Consider the following 19,833-nt stretch of genomic DNA (forward strand, 5'->3'; position numbering starts at 1 on the left):
CGAACCAGAGGTTCTTCGGCGTGAGCGCGAGGGTTTCCTTCGCCTTCGGCGTTGAATCGACAACACCCTCTACCGGGCGGTCCCCGAACAACAGGAGGAATGCCTGTTCCCCACCCTTGAGGAGAGGAACCGATCATGCTTCGCGGCCCTGACTCGCTGGAGGCGCTACCGCCGGGTGCCCACGGTGAGGTGGTGGTCGGCGGGCACCAGGTGATGCGGGGCTATCGGCGGGCTCCGGAGGAGGCGGCCTCAGCCGGAGCGGATGGTTGGTTCCGTACGGGCGATGCGGGCTCGTTCGGCGAGGACGGGGTCCTCTAGCTGCACGACCGCCTCAAGGACATGCTGATCAGCGGTGGCGAGGATGTCTGTCCGGCTGAGATCGAACGGGTGCTGGCATCGCTCCCCGTGCCGTGGACGCCGCTGTGGTCGGGGTGCCGTCACGGCGATGGGGTGAGTCGCCCCTCGCGGTGGTGGTGCGTGCACCTGGCAGCGAACTCGACGAGGAGGCGGTGCTCACGCACCGCCGGGAACAGTTGGCCCGGTTCAAGGTGCCGACGGGTGTCGCGTTCGTCGTCGCCTTGCCGCGCAACGCGACGGGAGAAGTGCGCAGGGGCGAGGTCCGTCGGCGGGTCATGACGGCCACCGAGGAGGCCGGCGGCTGAGTCGGTCGGGCGTTGTGCCCGCTCATCCGGGGTGAGGATCCACGGCCAGGGGGAGGGTCGGTTACACACCCCCCCCCTTGCGTGATGCCGGTCACTGTGTAATTATCAGCCTTAATTTGATCAAGCAGTTGCTTGAAAAGGAGGGAGGGGTCGTGTCTCGCACCACCATCTTCCAGAGCTGTGGTCGGCTCGCTGTCGCGGCTGTCGTCGTGGTCGCAGCCGGCTGCGGTGCTGAGGGGTCGTCCGCCAGCGATCCGGAAACGGTTCTCCTCGGTACGGCCATCAGCATGTCCGGTCCGGCGGCTTTCGCCGGGGTGCCGGTCCGCCAGGGCATCGAGCTTGCCGTCGAACAGGCCAACGAGCAGAGTGTTCTCGGCGCGGAAACCGCGATCGAGCTGGAGATCGTGGATGTGGCTGGGGACCCCGCCGCAGCCATCGCCGCGTACAGACAGTTCGAGGCCGACGGCGCGGCCGGGGTGCTGTGCTGCACCCTGGGGAGTGAGGCGGGAGCCCTCCGACCGGTGATGACTCAGTCGGTCACACCGGGCGTCGTCACCGTCTCGATCCTGGAGGACCTCGCGGAGCCGCCCCATCTCTTCCGACCGTTCGAGGTCCCCTCGGAACCGGGCGGTATCTACGACGAGTTCCTCGACGCCGTGGCCGAAGCGGGGTTCGAGACGGCGGTCATGGTCGTCAACGACGACAACGACGCCATGGTCCAGGACGCCCGGGTCTACGCGGAGGGACTCGAACGCAACGGGATCGAGGTCCTAGAGACGATCAGCGCCGGGACGGCGGAGACCTCCTTCACCGGCGCCGCGACGACGATTGTGGCGAAGGACCCCGACATCGTCGTGGCGAGCGCGATCGGTTCCTCGACCGCTTCCCTGGCGCGCTCCCTCAGGGAACGCGGCTTCGACCGACCCATCGTCTCCAATGTGGGCGCGGACAGCGCGGCCGCCTACGAGGCCTCGGCCGGGATGATGGAGGGGACCATCTTCCCGACGCCGTTCCACGCGGAGCACCCTGTCAACGAGGCCGGGGCCCAGTTCGCGGTGGAGTACGAGGCATCCTTCGGAGCGCCGCCCGACATGTTCGCGGCCCAGGGATACACAGCGGCGCAGACACTCATCGCCGCCATCGTCGCCGGAGAAGGCTTCGATCCGCAGACGGTCGGTGAGGAACTGTCGAACCTCGCCGAACTGGAGAGTGTCTACGGAAGCCTGACCTTCGAGGACGGGCAGGCCCGGGTCGCGGAGTCGGCGCGGCACCTGGTGTGGGGAGCCGATGGTGAGGTGGTTCTCTGGGAACCGATGGACCCTTGACCTTCGAACGAAGCGTCGCGGACCGAAACTCTCACGCCCAGCTATTGGGGTGCTTTCGACAAGCAAAGAGAGCTGCTGTGCTCCGGCACACAGAATAAAGAAGACATCTACCGCAGAACAGCGAAGGGTTTCCTAAAGAAACCCTCGATGCAAGAGCATCAGGCGGCACAGCCCCAGAAGAATTTTGAATTATCAAGTCGACCATCGCTTGAGTGGGTCGGTCTGGGCTGATCAGAATGTCAGCACGATAAAAGTCGGCCGAAGCGGGCCTCATCGTGTCGAGAAGTCTTCAGAAAGAAGGAGATCCCATGATCGTCAATCATCGGGGACGCGCGCGTCGTCGTGTCCTCACCGCAGGAGCCGCCGCGCTGGCCATGCTCCTGGCGACCGCGTGCGCCGGATCCGAGAGCACGGACGACGGAACGAGCTATCTCGTCGGGTTCCCGGCGCTCACCTCGGGCCCGGCCGCCTTCGCCGGCGTGCCCATCACCGAAGGTGCGGAGTTGGCGGTCAAGGAGATCAACGAGACCGGCTTCCTCGGTGAGGGGGCCACCGTTGAGCTCGAGATCGACGACATCAACAACGACCCGGCCCAGGCCATCTCCCTGTATCGGCAGTACATCGCCGACGGGGCGAGCGCGGTGCTGTGCTGCGGCCTCTCCTCGGAGGCCGGCGCGCTCGCGCCGGTGATCGCGGAGTCCGGGACCCCGGGCGTCGTCACCTCGGCCGTCCTGCCCGACCTGGCGGACCCGCCCCACCTCGTGCGGCCGGTGATCATCCCCTCGGAGCCGGGCGGTCTGTACGACCAGTTCATCGATGCCCTCGTGCCCGCTGAGGAGATCGGTACCGCGGTGCTTCTGGTGACGGCTGACAACGACGGCATGGTCGCCGACGCCGATGTCTGGGAAGCCGCGCTCGAACGTAACGGTGTCGAGGTCTTCAAGCGCATCAACACCCAGTCCGCCGACACCAACTTCACGCAGGCGGCGACCGAGGTCCAGTCCTTGGACCCCGACGTGGTCGTCAGCTCGATGCTGGGAACCCCCTCGGCCCTTCTGGCCCGGGGGTTGCGTGAACGCGGATTCGAGAAGCCGATCCTGGCCAACTACGGCATCGACAGCGCCGAACTCTTCGAAACGTCCGGGGCGGGACTCCGCAACACGATCTTCTTCAGCCCCTTCCACGCCGAACTGACGGAGAACGACACCGCACGTCGTTTCGTGGAGCTCTACGAGGAGGAGTACGGCTCCCAGCCCGACATGTACGGGGCCCAGGGGTACACGGCGATGTGGCTAGTGGCCGAGGCACTCAAGGAGGCCGGTTCCGGAGAGCCCGAGGAAGTCGCCGCCGCGTTGTCGAGCATCACCGAACTCGAGACCGTGTACGGACCGGTCATCTACGAGGACGGCCAGGCGCGAATGGACTCCCAAGCGACCTACCTGCGGTGGTCCGAAGACGGAACCATCGTCAGATGGGACGGCTGAGGACCGGAAACCGGAGATACGACGGTCGGTCCGGGCCTCCTGACGAGATCGGATCCACCGTGTGCGGTGGGGCCGCAGTGCAACCCGGTCCCACCGTGATGGTCCCCATCCAGAGCGGGCCCGAATACCGCACAGAACAAAGGAGACGGGATGGAGTTCGGCATAGCGTGCGCGTTCGGGTCCGGATCGACCGGTTCCCTGTACGACGCGATTCAGACAGGGGCACGCGCGGCCGAAGAACTCGGTTTCGCGTCCTGGTGGGCGCTGGGTGACCGAGAGGTCCTCACGAGCTCCGCGCACGACCCGACACTGGGTCTGCACTGCGTGGCCCGCGCCACGCGGACGATCCGCCTCGGTTTGGCGGGTGACCTCCCCTCCGTGCGAGCAGCGGCGGTGCGCGCCAAACAGCTGGCCAGTCTCGACTGGTTCTCCGACGGGCGTGTGGAACTGGGGATCGACGTGGACGAACCGCCACAGGGACTCCTTGAGGACGACGGCCCTGCCGACAGCGTGGACTCCCTCGGTACCGCCATGGACCGGTTGGCCGCGATGGAGGCGTTGTGGACGCGGTGCCGTGGTGAGGTTCGCAGTGACACGGTCACGTTCGCAGGTGCGATAGCCCTTCCCAAGACCGTAGGGGAGCGCCGCCTCCCGGTGCACCTGCGGGGGACGAAGGCCTTGCGGCGGGTGCTCGAACGCCGCGGTCACATCGACGGGTGGCTCGCATGGCGTGTGAACGAGGGTGAGCTGCGCAACGGCCTCGGGGAACTGGCCGACGTTCTCGGTGCCGACGCGGCTCAGGTGCGCAAGACCTGGTTCGTCGACGCAGGAGAGACGGGGGCGAGCAGGGAGGGGGCCGCCGCGGCCGGTGTCGACGAACTGGTCGCCGTCTTCGAGCACGTCCCCGGGGCCGACGAATTGAGAAAGGTGATCGCGTGAGCACGAACAGCGCCGGCGTCATGGGATCTCGTGGCCGGGTCCGGATCGGGCTCGTAGATCTCTTCGACGGCAGCGAGAAGCGGAACCTGGACTTCATGACCGAGTTCGCCCGAACCGCCGAGGCTTCGGGTTTCGACGGCATCTGGATGCCCGAGCACGTCCTCTTCTTCGACGAGTACGACTCGGTTTATCCCTATCCTGAGGCGCCGATCGCGGCGAATCCGGATGTCAAGGAGCAGCACAACAAGGTCGTCGACGGCAAGGCGGAGGTCGAGTCGGCACCGGAACAGGGGCTGCTCGACATGTTCCAAACCGCGGTCGCGGTCTGTGCGGCCACGACTCGACTGCGTTTCGGAAGTTCGGTGCTTCTTCTGCCGCTGCGCAATCCTCGTCTTCTCGCCCGAGAGGCGTTGACGGTAGCGGAACTGACCGGGGACAGGTTCGACCTGGGGGTCGGGGTGGGGTGGTCTGCCGAGGAGTTCGAGGCGTGCGAGAGCGACTTCACCGTACGGGGAAAACGCTGTGAACGTCTGATCAACGATCTGAAGACCGCCTGGAGCGGCGACAGGGGGAAACGATCCTCGCTCCCGGCTGGGACCACACCGCCGCGCGTCCTCATCGGTGGCCACTCGCGTGCGGCGGTACGGCGCGCGGGGACCGTCGCGGACGGTTGGTACCCGTGGAATCTGACGCCCGCGGAGTTCGAGGAGGGCCTGGAGGCCCTGGACCGGCACCTGGCCACGGCGGGGCGCTCCCGCGACGACGTACACGTCATCGCCGGTTTTCGCGCTGTGGGTGAGATCGCGGATCTCTCACGAATCGTGGCCCGGTACGCCGAACTCGGTGTCGACGGCGTCAATATCTCCCTGCGAATGACCGAGGACAACTACGCGCATGTCATGTCCGAGGTTGCGGATGCCCTGGAACTGACGGGATCGGACGCATGATGGCGACAAAGGGAACAGACGTCTTCGACGGTTCCGTGGACGAGTTCAGGACACAGGTGCGCCAGTGGCTCTCTGAGAACGTCCCGGCCGAGAAACTCCGACCGTGGACCACCCGGGAGGGGTTCGACCAGCACCGTCAGTGGGAGCGAACCCTTTTCGAGGGCGGGTACGCGGCAGTCGACTGGCCGGTCGAGTACGAGGGTCTCGGTGCCGGGCTACGGCACACGATCACCTTCGCCGAGGAGTACTACCGCGCCCGCGCTCCGGAGCGCGTCAACATGGGCGGTCTCTACCTGCTCGGCCCGGTGCTGATGCAGTACGGGACCGAGGAGCAACGTCGGCGGTGGATCCCCGACCTGCTCTCCTGCAGCACCGTTTGGTGCCAGGGTTTCTCCGAGCCCGGTGCGGGCTCGGACCTGGGGTCGCTGCGTACACGCGCTGACCGGGACGGTGATCACTACGTCGTCAACGGACAGAAGATCTGGACCTCGATGGGCGGCTTCGCCGACTGGATCTTCGCACTCGTGCGGACCGATCCGGAAGCGGCGAAGAAGCGCAAGCACGCGGGGATCAGTTTCTTGTGCATCGACTTGCGCAGCCCCGGAGTCGAGGTCCGGCCGCTGACGATGGTCGACGGCACCCAAGGCTTCGCCGAGGTGTTCTTCACCGACGTCCGCGTCCCGGTGGAGAACGTGGTCGGCAAGGTCGACCAGGGCTGGCAGATCGCGATGTCGACGCTGGGATTCGAGCGCGGGGCGGTCTTCGGTGACCACGCGAAGTTCTCCAACGACGTCGCGGCACTGGCCGGGCTGGTACGCCAGCGGGGCTTCACCGACGACACGCTCGCTCTCGACGAACTGGGCCGGGTGCTGGTCACCACGGAGGTGTACCGCGCCAACGTCTACCGGCTGGCGGCACTCTCCGAGGCAGGGGGAGACCTGGACCGGACCGCGAGCATCAACAAGCTCTACTGGACCGAGATGCAGCACGACATCTTCGCCACCGGACTGCGCCTCATGGCCGAGGAGGGTGCCGTCATCGGTGACCCGGGCACCATCGGCCGGGACGACCCCGTCACCGCGCACGCATGGCAGGAGTGGCACCACCGCTACTGGTACGCGCGGGCGGCCATGATCTTCGGAGGTACCTCGGAGATCCAGCGCAACATCATCAGCGAGCGCGTACTCGGACTACCCAAGGAGCCCCGACCGTCATGACCGGGAATGTGGACACCGACCGCCGTCAGCTCGACGAGGTCACCACCGAATTGTTGGAACGCTACAGCGGTGTGGACCATCTACGTGCCCGAATCGACGTCGGCGCCGTGCACAGCCCGGAGCTGTGGCGACGGTTCGCCGATACAGGGCTCCTCTCCGCGCTGATCCAGGAGGACCGAGGCGGGGCCGGGCTCACACCGCAGCACCTGCCGGGGGTGCTCCACGCGATGGGGTACCACGCAGTCCCCGAGCCGTTCCTGGAGACCGCGGTGCTGGGCGCGACGGCGTTCGAGGCCTTCTCCGACCATCCTGAATCCTCCGCTCGGCTCGAAGCGCTCGCAGAGGGTGAACTGATCGTCGGTATCCGCTTGAGCCACCTCGATCCCTACGTCGTCTTCGGAGAAGACGCGGACCTGGTGCTCGACATCGAAGCCGAAGGGCGGGTGACGGCGTACCGGCCCGAGGAGTTGGAGGTCGAAGGGCTCAACGCGGTGGACCCCTTGCGGCCGGTGGCCCGGGTGACCCCGCGGGGCGCGGGCGAGGTGCTCGGCACCTCACCCCGAATCGCGACGCGGCTGAGGACTCTCGCCGTGGCCGGTGCGGCGTGTCAGTTGGCCGGCGCCGCACGCCGACTCGTGGACATGACCGTCGAATACGTCAGCGTCCGGCACCAGTTCGACCGACCGGTCGGCTCCTTCCAAGCGGTCAAACACAAGATCGCCGACGTGGCCGTCGGCGTCGACATGGCCGAAGCCGCCGCGGCGAGCGCACTCGGCGATTTGACCCAGGACGATGCCGCTCACCGTGCGGCCGTGGCCAAAGCGTACGCTGGTCAGGCTGCGGACCGCGCGAATGTCGAGGCGCTTCAACTGCACGGCGGCACAGGTTTCACATGGGAGTACCACCTCCATTTCTGGCTGAAGCGGGTGATGAGTCTGAGCGCCGCTTACGGCACGACGACGACCCATCGCCGTGCGCTCGCCCAGGACCTGCTGACCCACATGAACAAGGAGCAATGAGGATGAGCGCACTCGGCTTCTGGCGACTCGCGGCCGCCGACCCCGATGCCTGTGCGGTGGTCGACCCCGACGGCTCGCGGATCTCACGGGGGCTGCTTCTGGCGCAGGCGAACGCGGTGGCGCGGCTACTACGGGATCAGGGGCTCGAGCACGGTGACCGGGTCGTGGCCGTCGCCGCCAACGAGGCGGTGAACCTGTCCGTCGTGCTGGCCTGTCAGCAGAGTGGTGCCTACTACGTTCCCATCAACACCGCGCTGACCACCTCGGAGGTGGCCCACATCCTGGCCGACGCCGATCCGGTTGTGGCGATCGCTTCGCAGGCCTACACCGAGGTGCTCGCCGCTGCGGCCGGAGAGGTCGGCTTTCCCGCCGAGCGGCGGTTCGCCCTGGGCGGGGCCGAGGGCTTCCGGGACCTTCTCGCCGAGAGCAAGGATTACTCCGCCGGTCCGCTAGAGGACCGCAGCCCCGGTGCCTACCTCGGGTACACCTCGGGGACGACCGGCCGCCCCAAGGGCGTGTACCGGCGGCTGGCCGAGGGCGATCCCGACGACGTCTTCGCCGCTGGGGCACAGTGGCAACTCGGGATGTTCGACATCGCGCCGTTGAACGGGGGGAGTAACCTGGTCACCTCCCCCCTGAGCCATACGGCCGTCAGCGGCCTTGCCGTCGCCTCCCTCCACTTCGGGCACGCCGTCGTCCTGATGGAGCGGTTCGACGCCGAGCGGGCTCTGCGACTCATCGACCAGGAGCGGGTCACCACCACCCATATGGTGCCGACCCAACTGCACCGGCTCCTCCGGCTTCCCGCCGAGGTGCGCTCCCGCTACGACGTCGGCAGCATGCGCACTCTGGTCCACGGCGCGGGTCCCTGCCCGGAGGAGGTCAAGAGGGGCGTCATCGACTGGTTCGGCGAGGTGGTCTGGGAGTACTACGGGGCCACCGAGGCGGCCGGCACCGTGATCTCCTCAGGCGAGTGGCTCGAGCGCCCGGGGAGCGTGGGGCGTGCGCAGCCGGGTGCCCAGGTCCGGATTCTGGGCTCCGACAACGAAGACGTGCCGACCGGTGAGACGGGCAGGGTCTATCTGCGGATGGGGCCCCGTGCGTTCGAGTACCGCGGTGACCCGGAGAAGACCCGGTCCTCGTGTGTGGGTGACTTCGTCACGGTCGGCGATCTCGGCCGGTTGGACGAGGAGGGTTACCTCTATCTGCTCGGCCGTTCGGCCGAGGTGGTGGTCAGTGGCGGAATCAACGTCTATCCGGCCGAGGTCGAGGCGGCGATCCTGAGCCACCCCGATGTCGAGGACGTGGGCGTGATCGGCGTGCCGGACCCCGAATGGGGCGAGTGCGTGGGCGCGGTCGTGCAAACGCGCCCCGACTCCGGGCTCGCGACCGACGAGCGCTCCGCCCAGGTCGCGCTCAGGGAGTACCTCGCGGATCGGCTTGCCCGGTACAAGGTGCCTCGCACGGTCACGGTGGTGCAGCACTTGCCCCGGGCGGCCAACGGCAAGCTGCGCAAGCAGCTCTTGGTGCCGATGGTCCGGCATTGAACGGCGCCGGCCACCCGCTCCCCTCCAACCGAAAGGGAAGTCGTGAAGCCTGTCGCCTCACCCACCCCTGACACGCAGGAATGGTTCGACCGGATCGACGTCGGAGAACTGACCGTGGCCCACTGTCAGAACTGCGCGCTTCGGTTCCTGTATCCGCGGATGTGCTGCCCCGGCTGTGGTTCACGTGCCGTCGGCCTCATCCCCGTGAGCGGTCGTGGGTCGGTCGCGTCCTGGGTGGTCAATCACCGAGGGCCCGGCGTGTTCGCTGAGGAGGCGCCGTACGTCATCGCCCTGGTGCGGCTCGAAGAGGGGCCGATGCTGATGTCGAACATCCTGGTCGAGGACCCGAACGCCGTGTCGGCCGGTCTTCCGGTGCGCGCCGAATTCGAACAACGCGGTGAGCGACGGGTGGTCCAGTTCGTCCCGGAGGTGGGAACAGTATGAGTCTGCGTGGAGCGATCGCCATCGTCGGCGCCGCGGAGAGCACCCGGTTGGGCAAGGTGCCGGACATGTCGGCGCTGCAGTTGCATGTGGACGCCGCGCTCAACGCGCTCGCCGACGCCGGTCTTGAACCTTCGGACATCGACGGTGTCGCCTCGGCCGGGGAACTGCCCAACGACGTCGCCGATTACCTGGGCATCGTGCCCGAGTACCTGGACGCCACCAATGTGGGTGGATGCTCCTACATGCTGCACGTGCGCCACGCCATGGCCGCGATCGCGTCCGGTTTGTGCTCCACCGTACTGGTCACGCACGGTGAGTCCGGCCGTTCGAGAGTGGGGATGCGACCGTGGGACCCGGCCCCGCAGTCGATGATGGCTCAGTTCGAGGTTCCCTACGGGCCGCTCGGCGCTCCGTCCCTGTTCCCGATCGGTGTACGTCGCTACATGGCCGAGTACGGTATGTCCGAGGAGCAGTTCGCGATGGTCCCGGTCGTCCAGCGGGAGTGGGCCTCACGCAACCCCCGCGCGAAGCTGCGGCAGGCGATCACCGTCGACGACGTCCTGGCCTCGCCCGTGATCGCGGACCCGGTCCACCTATCGCACTGCTGCCTGGTCACCGACGGTGGTGGAGCCCTCGTACTGACCTCGGCGGACCGGGCGAGGAAGCTCGACGCGGCGGCTCCGCCCGTGTACGTGCTGGGAGCCGGTGAGTCCAGTGAGTCCTCGGTGGTCTCGGGTCTGTCGAGCCTGACCTCCTCTCGTGCGATCGAGCGAGGTGGACGCGCTGCACTGGCTCAGGCCGAGGTCGCGCACGCCGACGTCGACCACCTGATGATCTACGACGCCTTCGCCCACGTCCCGTTGTACGGGCTCGAGGACCTCGGTTTCGTCGGTCGCGGAGAGGCCGCCGCGTTCGTCGCCGACCGCAACACCGCGCCGGACGGTGCACTACCGCTGAACACCAACGGCGGGGGACTGGCGTACACGCACACCGGGATGTACGGCATGTTCGCCATCCAGGAGTCCGTCCGCCAGGTTCGTGGAAGCGCTCCCGCGCAGGTCGAGGGGGTCGATGTCAGCGTGGCCGTAGGGGTCGGCGGCATGTTCATGACCTCTGGGACGCTTGTCCTGGGTAGTGAGGCGACACTCGGCTGATCCCATCCGGGGAGACGACCGGCTCCCTGACCGAAGGAAAGCGGATTTCGGCCGCCCCTGACAGGGGGCGGCCCGCTCGTGCGGACTGCCTCACCGCAGCGGTTTCCCGTGCGAGGACCGGTCTCGGACAGGGCGCCCTCTGTAGCAGTAGGGCGACCTCTGTCGTGCGGCACCGGTTCCGCGGGCCTTCCCCGGGGCTGCTCCCTTCAGGGACGCGGTCCGACCGGCGGTGAGAACGCCGTGGCCGCGTTCGCCCCACTGCCATGCGGTCTGCAGCGCCCCGGGCGGGTTCACCATCGGGGGTGCGGGGCAGGAGTGGCCCGGAGGTACTCCTACTCCGAACAGGTCCTGGCAGGGGCGGACCACCGGTCCGGCACGAGGACGTCCCGTGCCGGGTGGCCTCGTGCCCCAGGCCGCGCCCCCAGGCCCGGGTCGGGTACCGAGCGCTTCAACAGGACTCGTTGAACGGACAGGCCGGTGAGCGGGCCGGGGCCCGGCCCCGGACGCACCGCAACGCCCTGCGTGTTCCCACCTGCCGGCCCGCCCACGGGCCCCGCGACCCTCGCCGTCGAAACCTCGGCCGGCCCCGTAGGACCGCGGGGGCGGACGACCGGCTCTTCGGCGGTGCCCTCGTCCTCAGGCCCGGGTGTCCGAGCCATGGGAACACCCCGTTGTGGCGCTTGGCCCGCTCATGCTGAGGCGGCGGTGCCCTCGTCCTCGGGCAGCAGGTGCACGAGGGCGGTGCGAACGGCCTTGCAGACCTCGGCACCGTTCTGGTTCAGGCCGCGGTGTTCAAGGGTGACGATGCCCTGACCCGGACGACTCGCGGAGAGCCGCTTCGGGCCGATCTCGGTTTCGCAGTAGAGCGTGTCGCCGATGAAGACGGGTGCGGGAAAGGAGATCTCCTGGAAACCCAGATTGGCGATGGTGGTCTTCTGGGTCAGGTCGGGCACGCCGATGCTGCAGACGATGCTGAGTGTGAGGAGACTGTTGACCAGGCGCTGGCCGAACTCGGAGTCGGCGGATTTGACGGCGTCCAAGTGCAGGCTCTGGGTGTTCAGCGTCATGCTGCAGAACAGGACGTTGTCCGTTTCGGTGATCGTTCGTCCGGGCTCGTGTTTGAAGACGTCCCCGGTGATCATTTCCTCGTAGTAGCGGCCACGTCGGGTGTGAACGGTCACGGGATCTCCTGCGGTCGGGAGGCGGACGCCGAAAGCGCAGCCTGGTGATCGGGACGGGCCACCTCGGCCAGTGCATGGGCCCGCTCGGTGACCGAGCGGCCGCGCAACCAGGCCACGCCGTACTCGGTGACGACCGCGTCGGGAGTGTGGCGGGCGAGCGAGACGATGTCGGTGCCGAGCCGGGAGACGATCCTGCTGCGGCGACCGTCGGGGGTCGTCGAGGGCAGGGCGATGAGCGAAAGACCTCCGGGCGACCCGAACCCGGCTTCGACGAAGTCGGCGCTGCCACCGATCCCGGAGATCTGTCGGCTCCCGACGAGTTCGGCGTTGACCTGGCCTGCTAGATCGACCTCGACCGCGGAGTTCACCGTGACCAGGCGCGGGATCTGAGCGAGTGCCTGCGGGGAGTGCGAGGACCTACTGTCATGCAGCACGATCGCGGGATTGTGGTGGGCGAACTCCATCAGCTGCCGGGTGCCCATCAGTTCCGCGGCGAGGATGGCTGGTCGGGGCTCGGTGCTCCAGGGGGTGACTCCGGCGGCGAACAACGGCACCATCGCGTCGTTGGCCATTCCGACGAAGCGGACGTCGCGCAGTCCGCTGTCGAGGAGGAAGGCCGTCAGCGCCTCGGGCACGGCGCCGATCCCCAGTTGGAGGGTTGGTCGTTCAGGAAGGAGCGCCAGGAGGTGCTCGGCCACACGGTCGCTGACCGAGTCCCGTGTCGCGGCGGGGAACTCGCACATCGGTGTGTCGGCCTCGACGAAGCGGGTGATCGACGTGGCGTGCACCATCGAATCGCCGTGGGTGCGGGGGACCTCGGGGTCGACCTCGGCCAACACGAGGGCCGCGCGGTCGACCGCGTGCCTGACGTAGCTGGCCGACGGGCCGAGGCTGCACCACCCGTTGTGATCGGGGGGTGAAACACGCACCAGAGCGACGGAGGTGTTCCAGAGATCGAGCAGTTCAGGGACGGCCGAGGCGCGTGCCGGTACGTAGTCGACGCTGCCGGCACGCAGGGCGGCACGGGCGGGGCCGTAGGGGTGCCACGTCACGTACGGGAGGTGGCCGGCCGCCGAGGCTTCGAGGAACGGATACGAGCCGAGTTGAAGGCCTGAACACAGGCGCGCCGACCTCAGCGTGTCCGCGAGCCCGCCGAGCGCGGTGAGCAGCGTCTCCGGGGTGCCGCAGCCGGGTGCCGCCACGACGGTGCTTCGAGGAGGAATGGTTCGGATCGCCGCGGTCGCGGAGACCGTCCGAGACGGCTTCATCGCTCCTCCTCTATGCACGGGCCCAGCCGAGGTTGCCGGACCGGAAGCGGGTCGCAGCCGATGGGGGACGTTTTCGCACGTCCGTGCAGCGACACTAGCCGCAATGCCAGAATGAAGCAAGTGCTTGATTGTGTATTGACCCCAGTCGGTGTGACGTGGCTTACTTGGTGTCTAGCGAGCGCTCGATTGATGCTCGTCGGACCTCTAGAGGCAGGAGATCGACTCGGTGGGACTGTTAGCGCAACAACTCTTCAACGGGCTCGCGGTCGGCTCGGTCTACGCTCTGTTCGCGATCGGGTTCGCCCTCATCCTGGCGCGCATGGGGATCCTGAACGTGGCGCACGGGACCTTCGCCACCTGGGGAGCACTCTCCTCCTTCTGGCTGGTCGTCCAGGGGGGATTGAACTTCTGGGTCGCGGCGGTGCTGGGCGTCGTCTTCGCGGGTCTCCTCGGTGTGCTGGCAGAGGTCTTCGCCTTCGGGCCCTTGCGCAAACGCAACGCTGGATCGTTCGCTCCGATCATCGCGAGTATCGGCATCTGGATTGTTCTGCTCAACGTCGCAGAGGCGTTCATCGGGCCCACCACCAAGAGCTTTCCGATCGACGTGGTCCCATCGACGCCTATGGAGATCGGTGGGATCGTCATGCTGCCGGCCCACATCCTGATCGTGGCGACGCTGATCTTCGTGGTCACGGCGGTTCACCTCCTGCTCAGTCGCTCGCGGTTCGGAGCGGCGGTGCGCGCGGTTTCGGTGGACAGTCGCTCGGCGGCGATCGTGGGCGTGAATCCCCGGTGGACCCTCCTGGTCGTCGCCTTCATGGCGGCCGGGATCGCCGGGATCGCCGGCCTCCTTTCGGGGCTGGCTGACAACAACGTGTCGTTCGGCTTGGGAGAGGCTCTGCTGCTGAAGGGCTTCGCCGCGGTCGTGGTGGGTGGTTACGGCGACATTCGTGGCGCGGCCGCGGTGGGGGTGACGATCGGGGTTCTGGAGGTCCTCAGCTCTCAGTACATCTCCTCCGACTTCCGCGATGCCATCACCTTCGGAATCCTGCTGCTGGTCCTCGTGACCAGGCCCCAAGGGCTGTTCAGGGAACGTCAACTGGTCCGCGCCTGACCGCATCGCGTCTCGAAAGGGTCATCTGTGAGCACAACCGCTTGGATCACCACACTCCAGTTCGCCGGTGTGAACGCGCTCTTCGCCCTGAGTGTGTATGCGTCCCTATGGACCGGAGTCCTGAGCCTGGCACCGATCTTCTTCGGCGCCGTGGGTGCTTTCACCTTCGGCTACCTCTCCGCCGCCCTGGGCCTCCCCCCGTTTCTCGGACTGGTGCTCGGAGTGGTCATCGGTGCGGGTCTGGGGGTACTCACGGCCGGGATCGTCATTCGGCTCAGCAGTCACTACCTGGCGATGGCCACCATCGCGATGGTGCTCATCGGCCGGGTGCTGATCATCAACCTTCCGGATTACACGGGTGGTGCCGCCGGCACGCTGGTGCCGGGCGAGCTCGGCACATGGCTGTGGCTGATCGGGTGTTTGGCCATCGCCGGGTTCGTGCTGTCGCGACTGGCGGGTTCCCGCTTCGGCTTTGCCGCCGACGCGGTGAGGGAGGACCCTGCGGTCGCGCAGACCCTGGGCATCTCGACCCGCCACATCCAGTTGGTGGGTTTCATCCTCTCCGGCGCCTTCGCGGGAGCGGCCGGTGTGATGCAGGCGAGCTTCCTGCAGTACATCGGACCGGACACCTTCTACACCCACCTCGGCTTTGTGACGTTGGCAGCCGTCGTCCTGGGCGGAGCGTTTCACTGGGCGGGCCCGATCGTCGGCGCCCTCGTGTTCACGATCCTGCCCGAGCTGTTGCGCGATGTGATGGGTGACTACGACCGCGTGGTCACCGGTGTCCTTCTCGTCGCCATCATCATCTACATGCCACGCGGCCTGGTCGACCTGCGACGGTTCCGATTGTTCCGACACCGGTCGCGGGGTGAGGCGCCCCCTGGCGCCAGTGCGTCGCGCGATTCGGCGAACCAGGAGGTGGTCTCATGACCTCGGCTTCTCCCGAGGCTTCCGGGTCAGTGACCCCCGCGGTCGAGATCGCGGGCCTGACCAAGAGGTTCGGCGGCCTGACCGCCGTGTCCGACATCGACATCGAGGTCGCCGAACGACGCATCCACGGCATTCTCGGTCCCAACGGTGCGGGTAAGACCACCGTGCTGAACATGATCAGTGGCTTCATCGCCCCCGACGACGGCTCGATCTCGGTCTTCGGTCACGAGGTGACGCGGATACCGCCGCATCGGATCGCCCGGCACGGGGTGGCCCGGACGTACCAGAACATCCGCCTCTTCGCGGGGATGACGGTGCTGGAGACCGTGGTGGCCGGTGCCTATCTGCGTCGTTCCTCCACCATCGGAGGGACGCTCCTCCTCAGCCCAGGCGAGCGCCGTGAGCGCAGAAGGGTGCGCGAGCAGGCTCACTCCATCCTGGAACAGGTCGGAGTGAGATCCGCACACGATGAGCTCGCCGAAACACTCTCCTACGGTGACCAGCGTCGAGTGGAGATCGCCCGTGCGCTCGCCACCGATCCGAAGGTACTGCTGCTGGACGAGCCGACCGCTGGAATGAACGACGCCGAGTCCCACGAGATCGGGCAGCTCCTGCTCGAACTGCGCGAATCCGGGCTCACCTTGATCCTCATCGAGCACAACATGAGGCTCGTCGAGGGATTCTGTGAGTCGGTGTCGGTGATGAACTCTGGGGTGATGCTCGCGCAAGGTACGCCGGGCTGGTGTCTGGAGCAAGACGATGTGAGGGAGGCCTATTTTGGAAAGCGCTCCGATGCTGCGCGTATCGCGACTCTCCGCCGCGCACGGCGCGGTTCAGGCGGTTCGTGAAATCGACCTGGACGTTGCCAAGGGATCGCTGGTCGCGCTGATCGGCTCCAACGGTGTGGGCAAGACCACGACACTGCACAGTATTGCGGGGCTGCACCGCCCCGCAGGCGGCACCGTCGAGCTCGACGGTGCCGATATCACCGGTTGGACATGCCACAAGGTAGTGCGTGCCGGTGTCGCGCTGGTGGCTGAAGGGCGCCGTATCGCACCGCCGCTGACCGTGGAGGAGAACCTTGGTCTGGCGACCTACAGCAGGCGCAGTACCAAAGCCGAGTTCCGTGTGCGGCACGAGCACGTCCTCGATCTTTTCCCCCGACTCGCTGAACGGCGCAACCAGCTTGCGGGGATGCTGAGCGGCGGTGAGCAACAGATGCTCGCGGTCGGGCGTGCACTGATGACCAACCCCGACGTACTGCTGCTCGACGAGCCGTCGATGGGTCTTGCGCCCTCGATCGTCGACGTGCTCTTCGAGACCATCACAACGCTGCACGAGGCGGGTGCGACGATCCTTCTCGTCGAGCAGAACGCCGAACTCGCACTCGCGGTCAGTGACCGGGTGTACGTGATGCAGAGAGGACAGATCGTCGCCTCGGGCGAACCGGAAGAGGTTCGCGAGCGTAGTGAGGCCATGGCCGCCCTGTTCGGATGAGTCCTTCAGAGGCTCGGCCGTCGAATCCGGCCGACGGGGTGTCGGCCCCGAATATGAGGAGTCCCATGAGTGAGATCAGCCTTGACGGGCAGGTCGCCATCGTCACCGGCGCCGGACAGGGCCTTGGCCGTGCGCACGCGTTGCTGCTGGCCGAACGCGGTGCCCGGGTCGTGGTCAATGACGTCAGCGGACCGCGCGACGGTGCGGGCGGCGCGGTCTCACCCGCGCGGCAGGTCGTCGACGAGATCCGGGTGGCGGGGGGCACCGCCACGGTCGAGGGCACCGACGTGAGTACACCGGAAGGGGCGGCTCGGGTCGTCGACCTCGCGACGTCGACCTACGGGAGACTCGACATCCTCGTCAACAACGCGGGGATCCTGCGTGACCGCTCCTTCTCCAAGATCTCGAGCGAGGAGATCGACCCGGTCATGAAGGTGCACGTCGGTGGAACGCTGTGGATGTCGAAGGCTGCTTGGCCGGTGATGAGGGGGCAGGGGTCCGGGCGGATCATCAACACCACCTCGGCCGCGGGACTGTTCGGCAACTTCGGCCAGGCCAACTATGCGGCGGCCAAGGCCGCCATCATCGGTCTCACCAAGACTCTCGCGATCGAGGGCGCCCGCTCCGGTGTACTGGTCAACGCCATCGAACCGGGGGCTCGGACCCAGATGACGGAGGATCTGCTCGGCGACCTCGCCGACAGCCTCGATCCCTCACTGGTCGCGCCCTTGGTCCTGTGGCTCAGCGCGCGCGAGTGTGAGGCCACGGGGGAGGTGTACAACGTCGGCGGCGGCCGCGTCGCACGTGTGCTGGTCGCCCAGACACCGGGTCTCTTCGCACGTGAACTGACCGCGGAACGCATCCGGGACGCCTGGGAGGAGATCAACGACCCCGCCGAGACGGTGGTGCTGACCGATTTCCAGCAGGAGCTCACCCTGCTCACCGAGATGTTGCGAGGCTGAGCCCGGCTACTGCCGAGCCGGGGTGGTACGGGTGTGCGCATAGGAAATCAAGCACTTGCTTGATACAGTGGGGTGATCCCGGCGTGAACGCCGCGGACCACGGTCGACATTCGACGAAGGAGCCCAGCGATGGGCGCTGGCTGAATCTGGAGGCGGCTCGTGCCAGAGCTACTCGACCCCGACCATGCCCTCATCGCGGGGGCGGTCAGAGAAAGATTGACCGAGTTCGACGACGACTACTGGTTGGCCTGCGACCGCGACCACCGGTTCCCCTGGGAGTTCTTCACCGCGATGGCGGACGGCGGCTGGGTCGGCATCGCCGTGCCGGAGCAGTACGGGGGCGGCGGGCGGGGCGTCACCGAGGCGGCGATCCTCATGCGTGAGGTCGCTGCCTCGGGCGCGGCGATGAACGGCTGTACGGCCCTGCACATGAACGTCTTCGGGCTGCAGCCGGTGATCAAGTACGGCAACGACCGGCTCAAGGAGACGTTCCTGCCCCAGGCCGCCGCCGGAGACCTCCATGTGGCCTTCGCCGTCACCGAGCCGGACGCCGGTACGGACACGTCACGCATCAAGACGCGGGCGGTGCGCGACGGCGACGGCTGGCGCATCAGCGGCCAGAAGATCTGGACCAGCAAGGCGATCGAATCCTCGGTGGCCCTGATGCTGGCACGTACGTCTCCGGCACCCGATGACCCCGCCCGGCGCTTCGACGGGCTCAGCCTCTTCCTCGTCGACATGGACCCGAAGTACGTCGACATCCGGCCGATCCCCAAAGCGGGACGGAACGCGGTCACCTCGTGCGAGACCTTCTACGACGACCTACCGGTCGAGGGGTGGCGGCTCGTCGGCGAGGAGGGGAAGGGCTTCAAACACATTCTCTCCGGTCTCAACCCGGAGCGGGTGCTGATCGCCGCCGAGGCCGTCGGGATCGGTCAGGCGGCCATGCGACGAGCGACCGAGCACGCCAAGGTGCGCCGAGTCTTCGATCGGCCGATCGGCAGCAACCAGGCCTTGAGCCACCCGCTCGCAGATTCGTACGCGCGCCTCGAGGCGGCCTGGGAGATGACGCTGATCGCCGCGGCCAAGTACGACGCCGACCAGCCTTGCGGCGCCGAGGCCAACATCGCGAAGTACCTCGCCGCCGACGCCGGTTACCAGGCCGCGGACCGCGCCATGCAGACCCACGGTGGACTGGGCTACGCCCAGGAGTACCACGTGGAACGGTACTGGCGGGAGGCGCGCATCATGCGCCTGGCGCCGGTGAGTCAGGAGATGTCGCTGAACTTCATCGCCCAGCAGGTACTCGGCCTTCCGAGGAGCTACTGAGATGGGTCGGTTCGAAGGCAGGGTCGCCTACGTCCTGGGGGGCGGAAGCGAGGGTCCCACACGTGCGGGAGAGGAGCTCCCCATGGGTAACGGACGCGCGATCGCGCTCCGGCTCGCCTCCGAGGGAGCCCGGGTCGTCGTCGGTGACAAGGACCGCGGGCGCGCCGAGCTGACGGTGGCCCACCTTGAGACCCCGGGTCTGGCCGTCGAGGTCGACGCAGCCGACCCCGAATCCTGTCGGGCCGCGGTCGAGGAGGCCGTGCGGTTCGGTGGCGGGCGCCTGGACGTCGTGGTCTGCAACGTCGGTGTCTCCGGCCACGAGCCGGCCAAGGTGCAGTCCCTGGAGGACTGGGACACCGCGAACGCCGTCAACGTCCGCTCGCACTGGCTGACGGCCCAAGCGGCACTGCCGCAGATGCTCGCCCGGCGGCAGGGCGTGTTCGTCTTCATCGGCTCCACGGCCGGAGTGCTGAGCAGCCGGCGCTCGCTCTCCTACGAAGCGACCAAGGCGGCTCAACTCGGCGTGATGCGACACCTCGCGGTGCGTTACGCCGGCCGAGGGGTCCGCTCCAACGCGGTGGCCCTGGGCAACATCGACTCTGCGCTGGTACGACGAGAGTTCGGAGACGGGGGAGCAACGCGCGGCTCGGTGGTCCCGATGGGGCGAGAGGGAACCCCTGAGGAAGTGGCCGCGGCGGTCGCTTTCCTCGCCGGCGACGATGCGGGCTACGTGACCGGCCAGAACCTGCTGGTGGACGGGGGAGTCAGCGCCGCATGGCCGACGCCCCCGCTCGCACCTGCTTGAGAAAGGATG

20 protein-coding genes are annotated in these 19,833 nt (G+C 67.4%); 18 read left to right on the plus strand and 2 right to left on the minus strand.

Features of this window, described 5'->3' with window-relative positions:
- Window positions 1-135 precede the first annotated feature (135 nt).
- The 11 genes from FYX01_RS05925 to FYX01_RS05975 all read left to right on the plus strand — a co-directional run bounded on the left by FYX01_RS05925 (window position 136) and on the right by FYX01_RS05975 (window position 10,738).
- Window positions 136-318, plus strand: a complete 183-nt coding sequence (locus tag FYX01_RS05925; RefSeq protein WP_150238343.1) for an AMP-binding protein — start codon at window positions 136-138, stop codon at window positions 316-318.
- Window positions 319-410: 92 nt separating this feature from the next.
- The gene (locus FYX01_RS05930; protein ID WP_263363689.1) at window positions 411-662 is read left to right on the plus strand and encodes an AMP-binding enzyme; all 252 of its coding nucleotides are present in this window, start codon (window positions 411-413) and stop codon (window positions 660-662) included.
- A gap of 116 nt (window positions 663-778) precedes the next feature.
- A complete protein-coding gene (locus tag FYX01_RS05935) occupies window positions 779-1,987 on the plus strand; it encodes an ABC transporter substrate-binding protein (RefSeq protein ID WP_150238347.1) in 1,209 nt (402 codons plus the stop codon).
- 308 nt (window positions 1,988-2,295) lie between these two features.
- Complete coding sequence (locus tag FYX01_RS05940; RefSeq protein ID WP_150238348.1) at window positions 2,296-3,471, plus strand: ABC transporter substrate-binding protein; 1,176 nt, start codon at window positions 2,296-2,298, stop codon at window positions 3,469-3,471.
- A gap of 150 nt (window positions 3,472-3,621) precedes the next feature.
- Window positions 3,622-4,410, plus strand: coding sequence for an LLM class flavin-dependent oxidoreductase (locus tag FYX01_RS05945; RefSeq protein WP_150238350.1), 789 nt, complete (start codon window positions 3,622-3,624; stop codon window positions 4,408-4,410).
- Window positions 4,407-5,357: an LLM class flavin-dependent oxidoreductase gene (locus FYX01_RS05950; RefSeq protein WP_150238352.1), complete on the plus strand. Its 951-nt coding sequence runs from the start codon at window positions 4,407-4,409 to the stop codon at window positions 5,355-5,357. Before FYX01_RS05945 ends, FYX01_RS05950 begins: the two co-directional genes overlap by 4 nt.
- Window positions 5,354-6,574 (plus strand): acyl-CoA dehydrogenase family protein, encoded by a 1,221-nt coding sequence (locus FYX01_RS05955; RefSeq protein WP_150238353.1) that lies wholly within the window; start codon window positions 5,354-5,356, stop codon window positions 6,572-6,574. Before FYX01_RS05950 ends, FYX01_RS05955 begins: the two co-directional genes overlap by 4 nt.
- Window positions 6,571-7,593 carry an acyl-CoA dehydrogenase family protein gene (locus tag FYX01_RS05960; RefSeq protein WP_190394199.1) on the plus strand — a complete coding sequence of 341 codons (1,023 nt, stop codon included), beginning with the start codon at window positions 6,571-6,573 and terminating at the stop codon, window positions 7,591-7,593. The genes FYX01_RS05955 and FYX01_RS05960 overlap by 4 nt, the downstream gene beginning before the upstream one ends.
- 2 nt (window positions 7,594-7,595) lie before the next feature.
- Complete coding sequence (locus tag FYX01_RS05965; RefSeq protein WP_150238357.1) at window positions 7,596-9,140, plus strand: AMP-binding protein; 1,545 nt, start codon at window positions 7,596-7,598, stop codon at window positions 9,138-9,140.
- Between the two features lie 42 nt (window positions 9,141-9,182).
- Window positions 9,183-9,584: a Zn-ribbon domain-containing OB-fold protein gene (locus FYX01_RS05970; RefSeq protein WP_150238359.1), complete on the plus strand. Its 402-nt coding sequence runs from the start codon at window positions 9,183-9,185 to the stop codon at window positions 9,582-9,584.
- Window positions 9,581-10,738, plus strand: coding sequence for a thiolase C-terminal domain-containing protein (locus FYX01_RS05975; RefSeq protein ID WP_150238361.1), 1,158 nt, complete (start codon window positions 9,581-9,583; stop codon window positions 10,736-10,738). The genes FYX01_RS05970 and FYX01_RS05975 overlap by 4 nt, the downstream gene beginning before the upstream one ends.
- Window positions 10,739-11,427: 689 nt before the next feature.
- On the opposite strand, the gene FYX01_RS05980 is transcribed toward FYX01_RS05975, so the two are convergent.
- Window positions 11,428-11,919 (minus strand): MaoC family dehydratase, encoded by a 492-nt coding sequence (locus FYX01_RS05980; RefSeq protein WP_223830326.1) that lies wholly within the window; start codon window positions 11,917-11,919, stop codon window positions 11,428-11,430.
- A complete protein-coding gene (locus FYX01_RS05985; RefSeq protein ID WP_150238363.1) occupies window positions 11,916-13,187 on the minus strand; it encodes an acetyl-CoA hydrolase/transferase family protein in 1,272 nt (423 codons plus the stop codon). Before FYX01_RS05985 ends, FYX01_RS05980 begins: the two co-directional genes overlap by 4 nt.
- Window positions 13,188-13,413: 226 nt before the next feature.
- On the opposite strand from FYX01_RS05985, the gene FYX01_RS05990 reads away from it, so the two are divergent.
- The 7 genes from FYX01_RS05990 (at window position 13,414) to FYX01_RS06020 (ending at window position 19,824) form a co-directional block, all read left to right on the plus strand.
- Window positions 13,414-14,301, plus strand: a complete 888-nt coding sequence (locus tag FYX01_RS05990; RefSeq protein WP_190394200.1) for a branched-chain amino acid ABC transporter permease — start codon at window positions 13,414-13,416, stop codon at window positions 14,299-14,301.
- A gap of 27 nt (window positions 14,302-14,328) precedes the next feature.
- The gene (locus FYX01_RS05995) at window positions 14,329-15,231 is read left to right on the plus strand and encodes a branched-chain amino acid ABC transporter permease (RefSeq protein WP_150238368.1); all 903 of its coding nucleotides are present in this window, start codon (window positions 14,329-14,331) and stop codon (window positions 15,229-15,231) included.
- A 29-nt stretch (window positions 15,232-15,260) separates the two neighbouring features.
- Window positions 15,261-16,079, plus strand: a complete 819-nt coding sequence (locus FYX01_RS06000) for an ABC transporter ATP-binding protein (protein WP_223830327.1) — start codon at window positions 15,261-15,263, stop codon at window positions 16,077-16,079.
- Window positions 16,024-16,728: an ABC transporter ATP-binding protein gene (locus FYX01_RS06005; protein ID WP_150238370.1), complete on the plus strand. Its 705-nt coding sequence runs from the start codon at window positions 16,024-16,026 to the stop codon at window positions 16,726-16,728. The genes FYX01_RS06000 and FYX01_RS06005 overlap by 56 nt, the downstream gene beginning before the upstream one ends.
- Before the next feature lie 65 nt (window positions 16,729-16,793).
- Window positions 16,794-17,690, plus strand: a complete 897-nt coding sequence (locus tag FYX01_RS06010) for an SDR family NAD(P)-dependent oxidoreductase (RefSeq protein ID WP_150238371.1) — start codon at window positions 16,794-16,796, stop codon at window positions 17,688-17,690.
- 159 nt (window positions 17,691-17,849) lie between these two features.
- The gene (locus tag FYX01_RS06015; RefSeq protein WP_190394201.1) at window positions 17,850-19,019 is read left to right on the plus strand and encodes an acyl-CoA dehydrogenase family protein; all 1,170 of its coding nucleotides are present in this window, start codon (window positions 17,850-17,852) and stop codon (window positions 19,017-19,019) included.
- Between the two features lie 82 nt (window positions 19,020-19,101).
- A complete protein-coding gene (locus tag FYX01_RS06020) occupies window positions 19,102-19,824 on the plus strand; it encodes an SDR family NAD(P)-dependent oxidoreductase (RefSeq protein WP_190394202.1) in 723 nt (240 codons plus the stop codon).
- The last annotated feature ends 9 nt before the right edge of the window (window positions 19,825-19,833 follow it).

Origin of the sequence: Nocardiopsis quinghaiensis (assembly GCF_008638365.1) — a bacterium.
In the GTDB taxonomy this organism is placed as follows: domain Bacteria; phylum Actinomycetota; class Actinomycetes; order Streptosporangiales; family Streptosporangiaceae; genus Nocardiopsis; species Nocardiopsis quinghaiensis.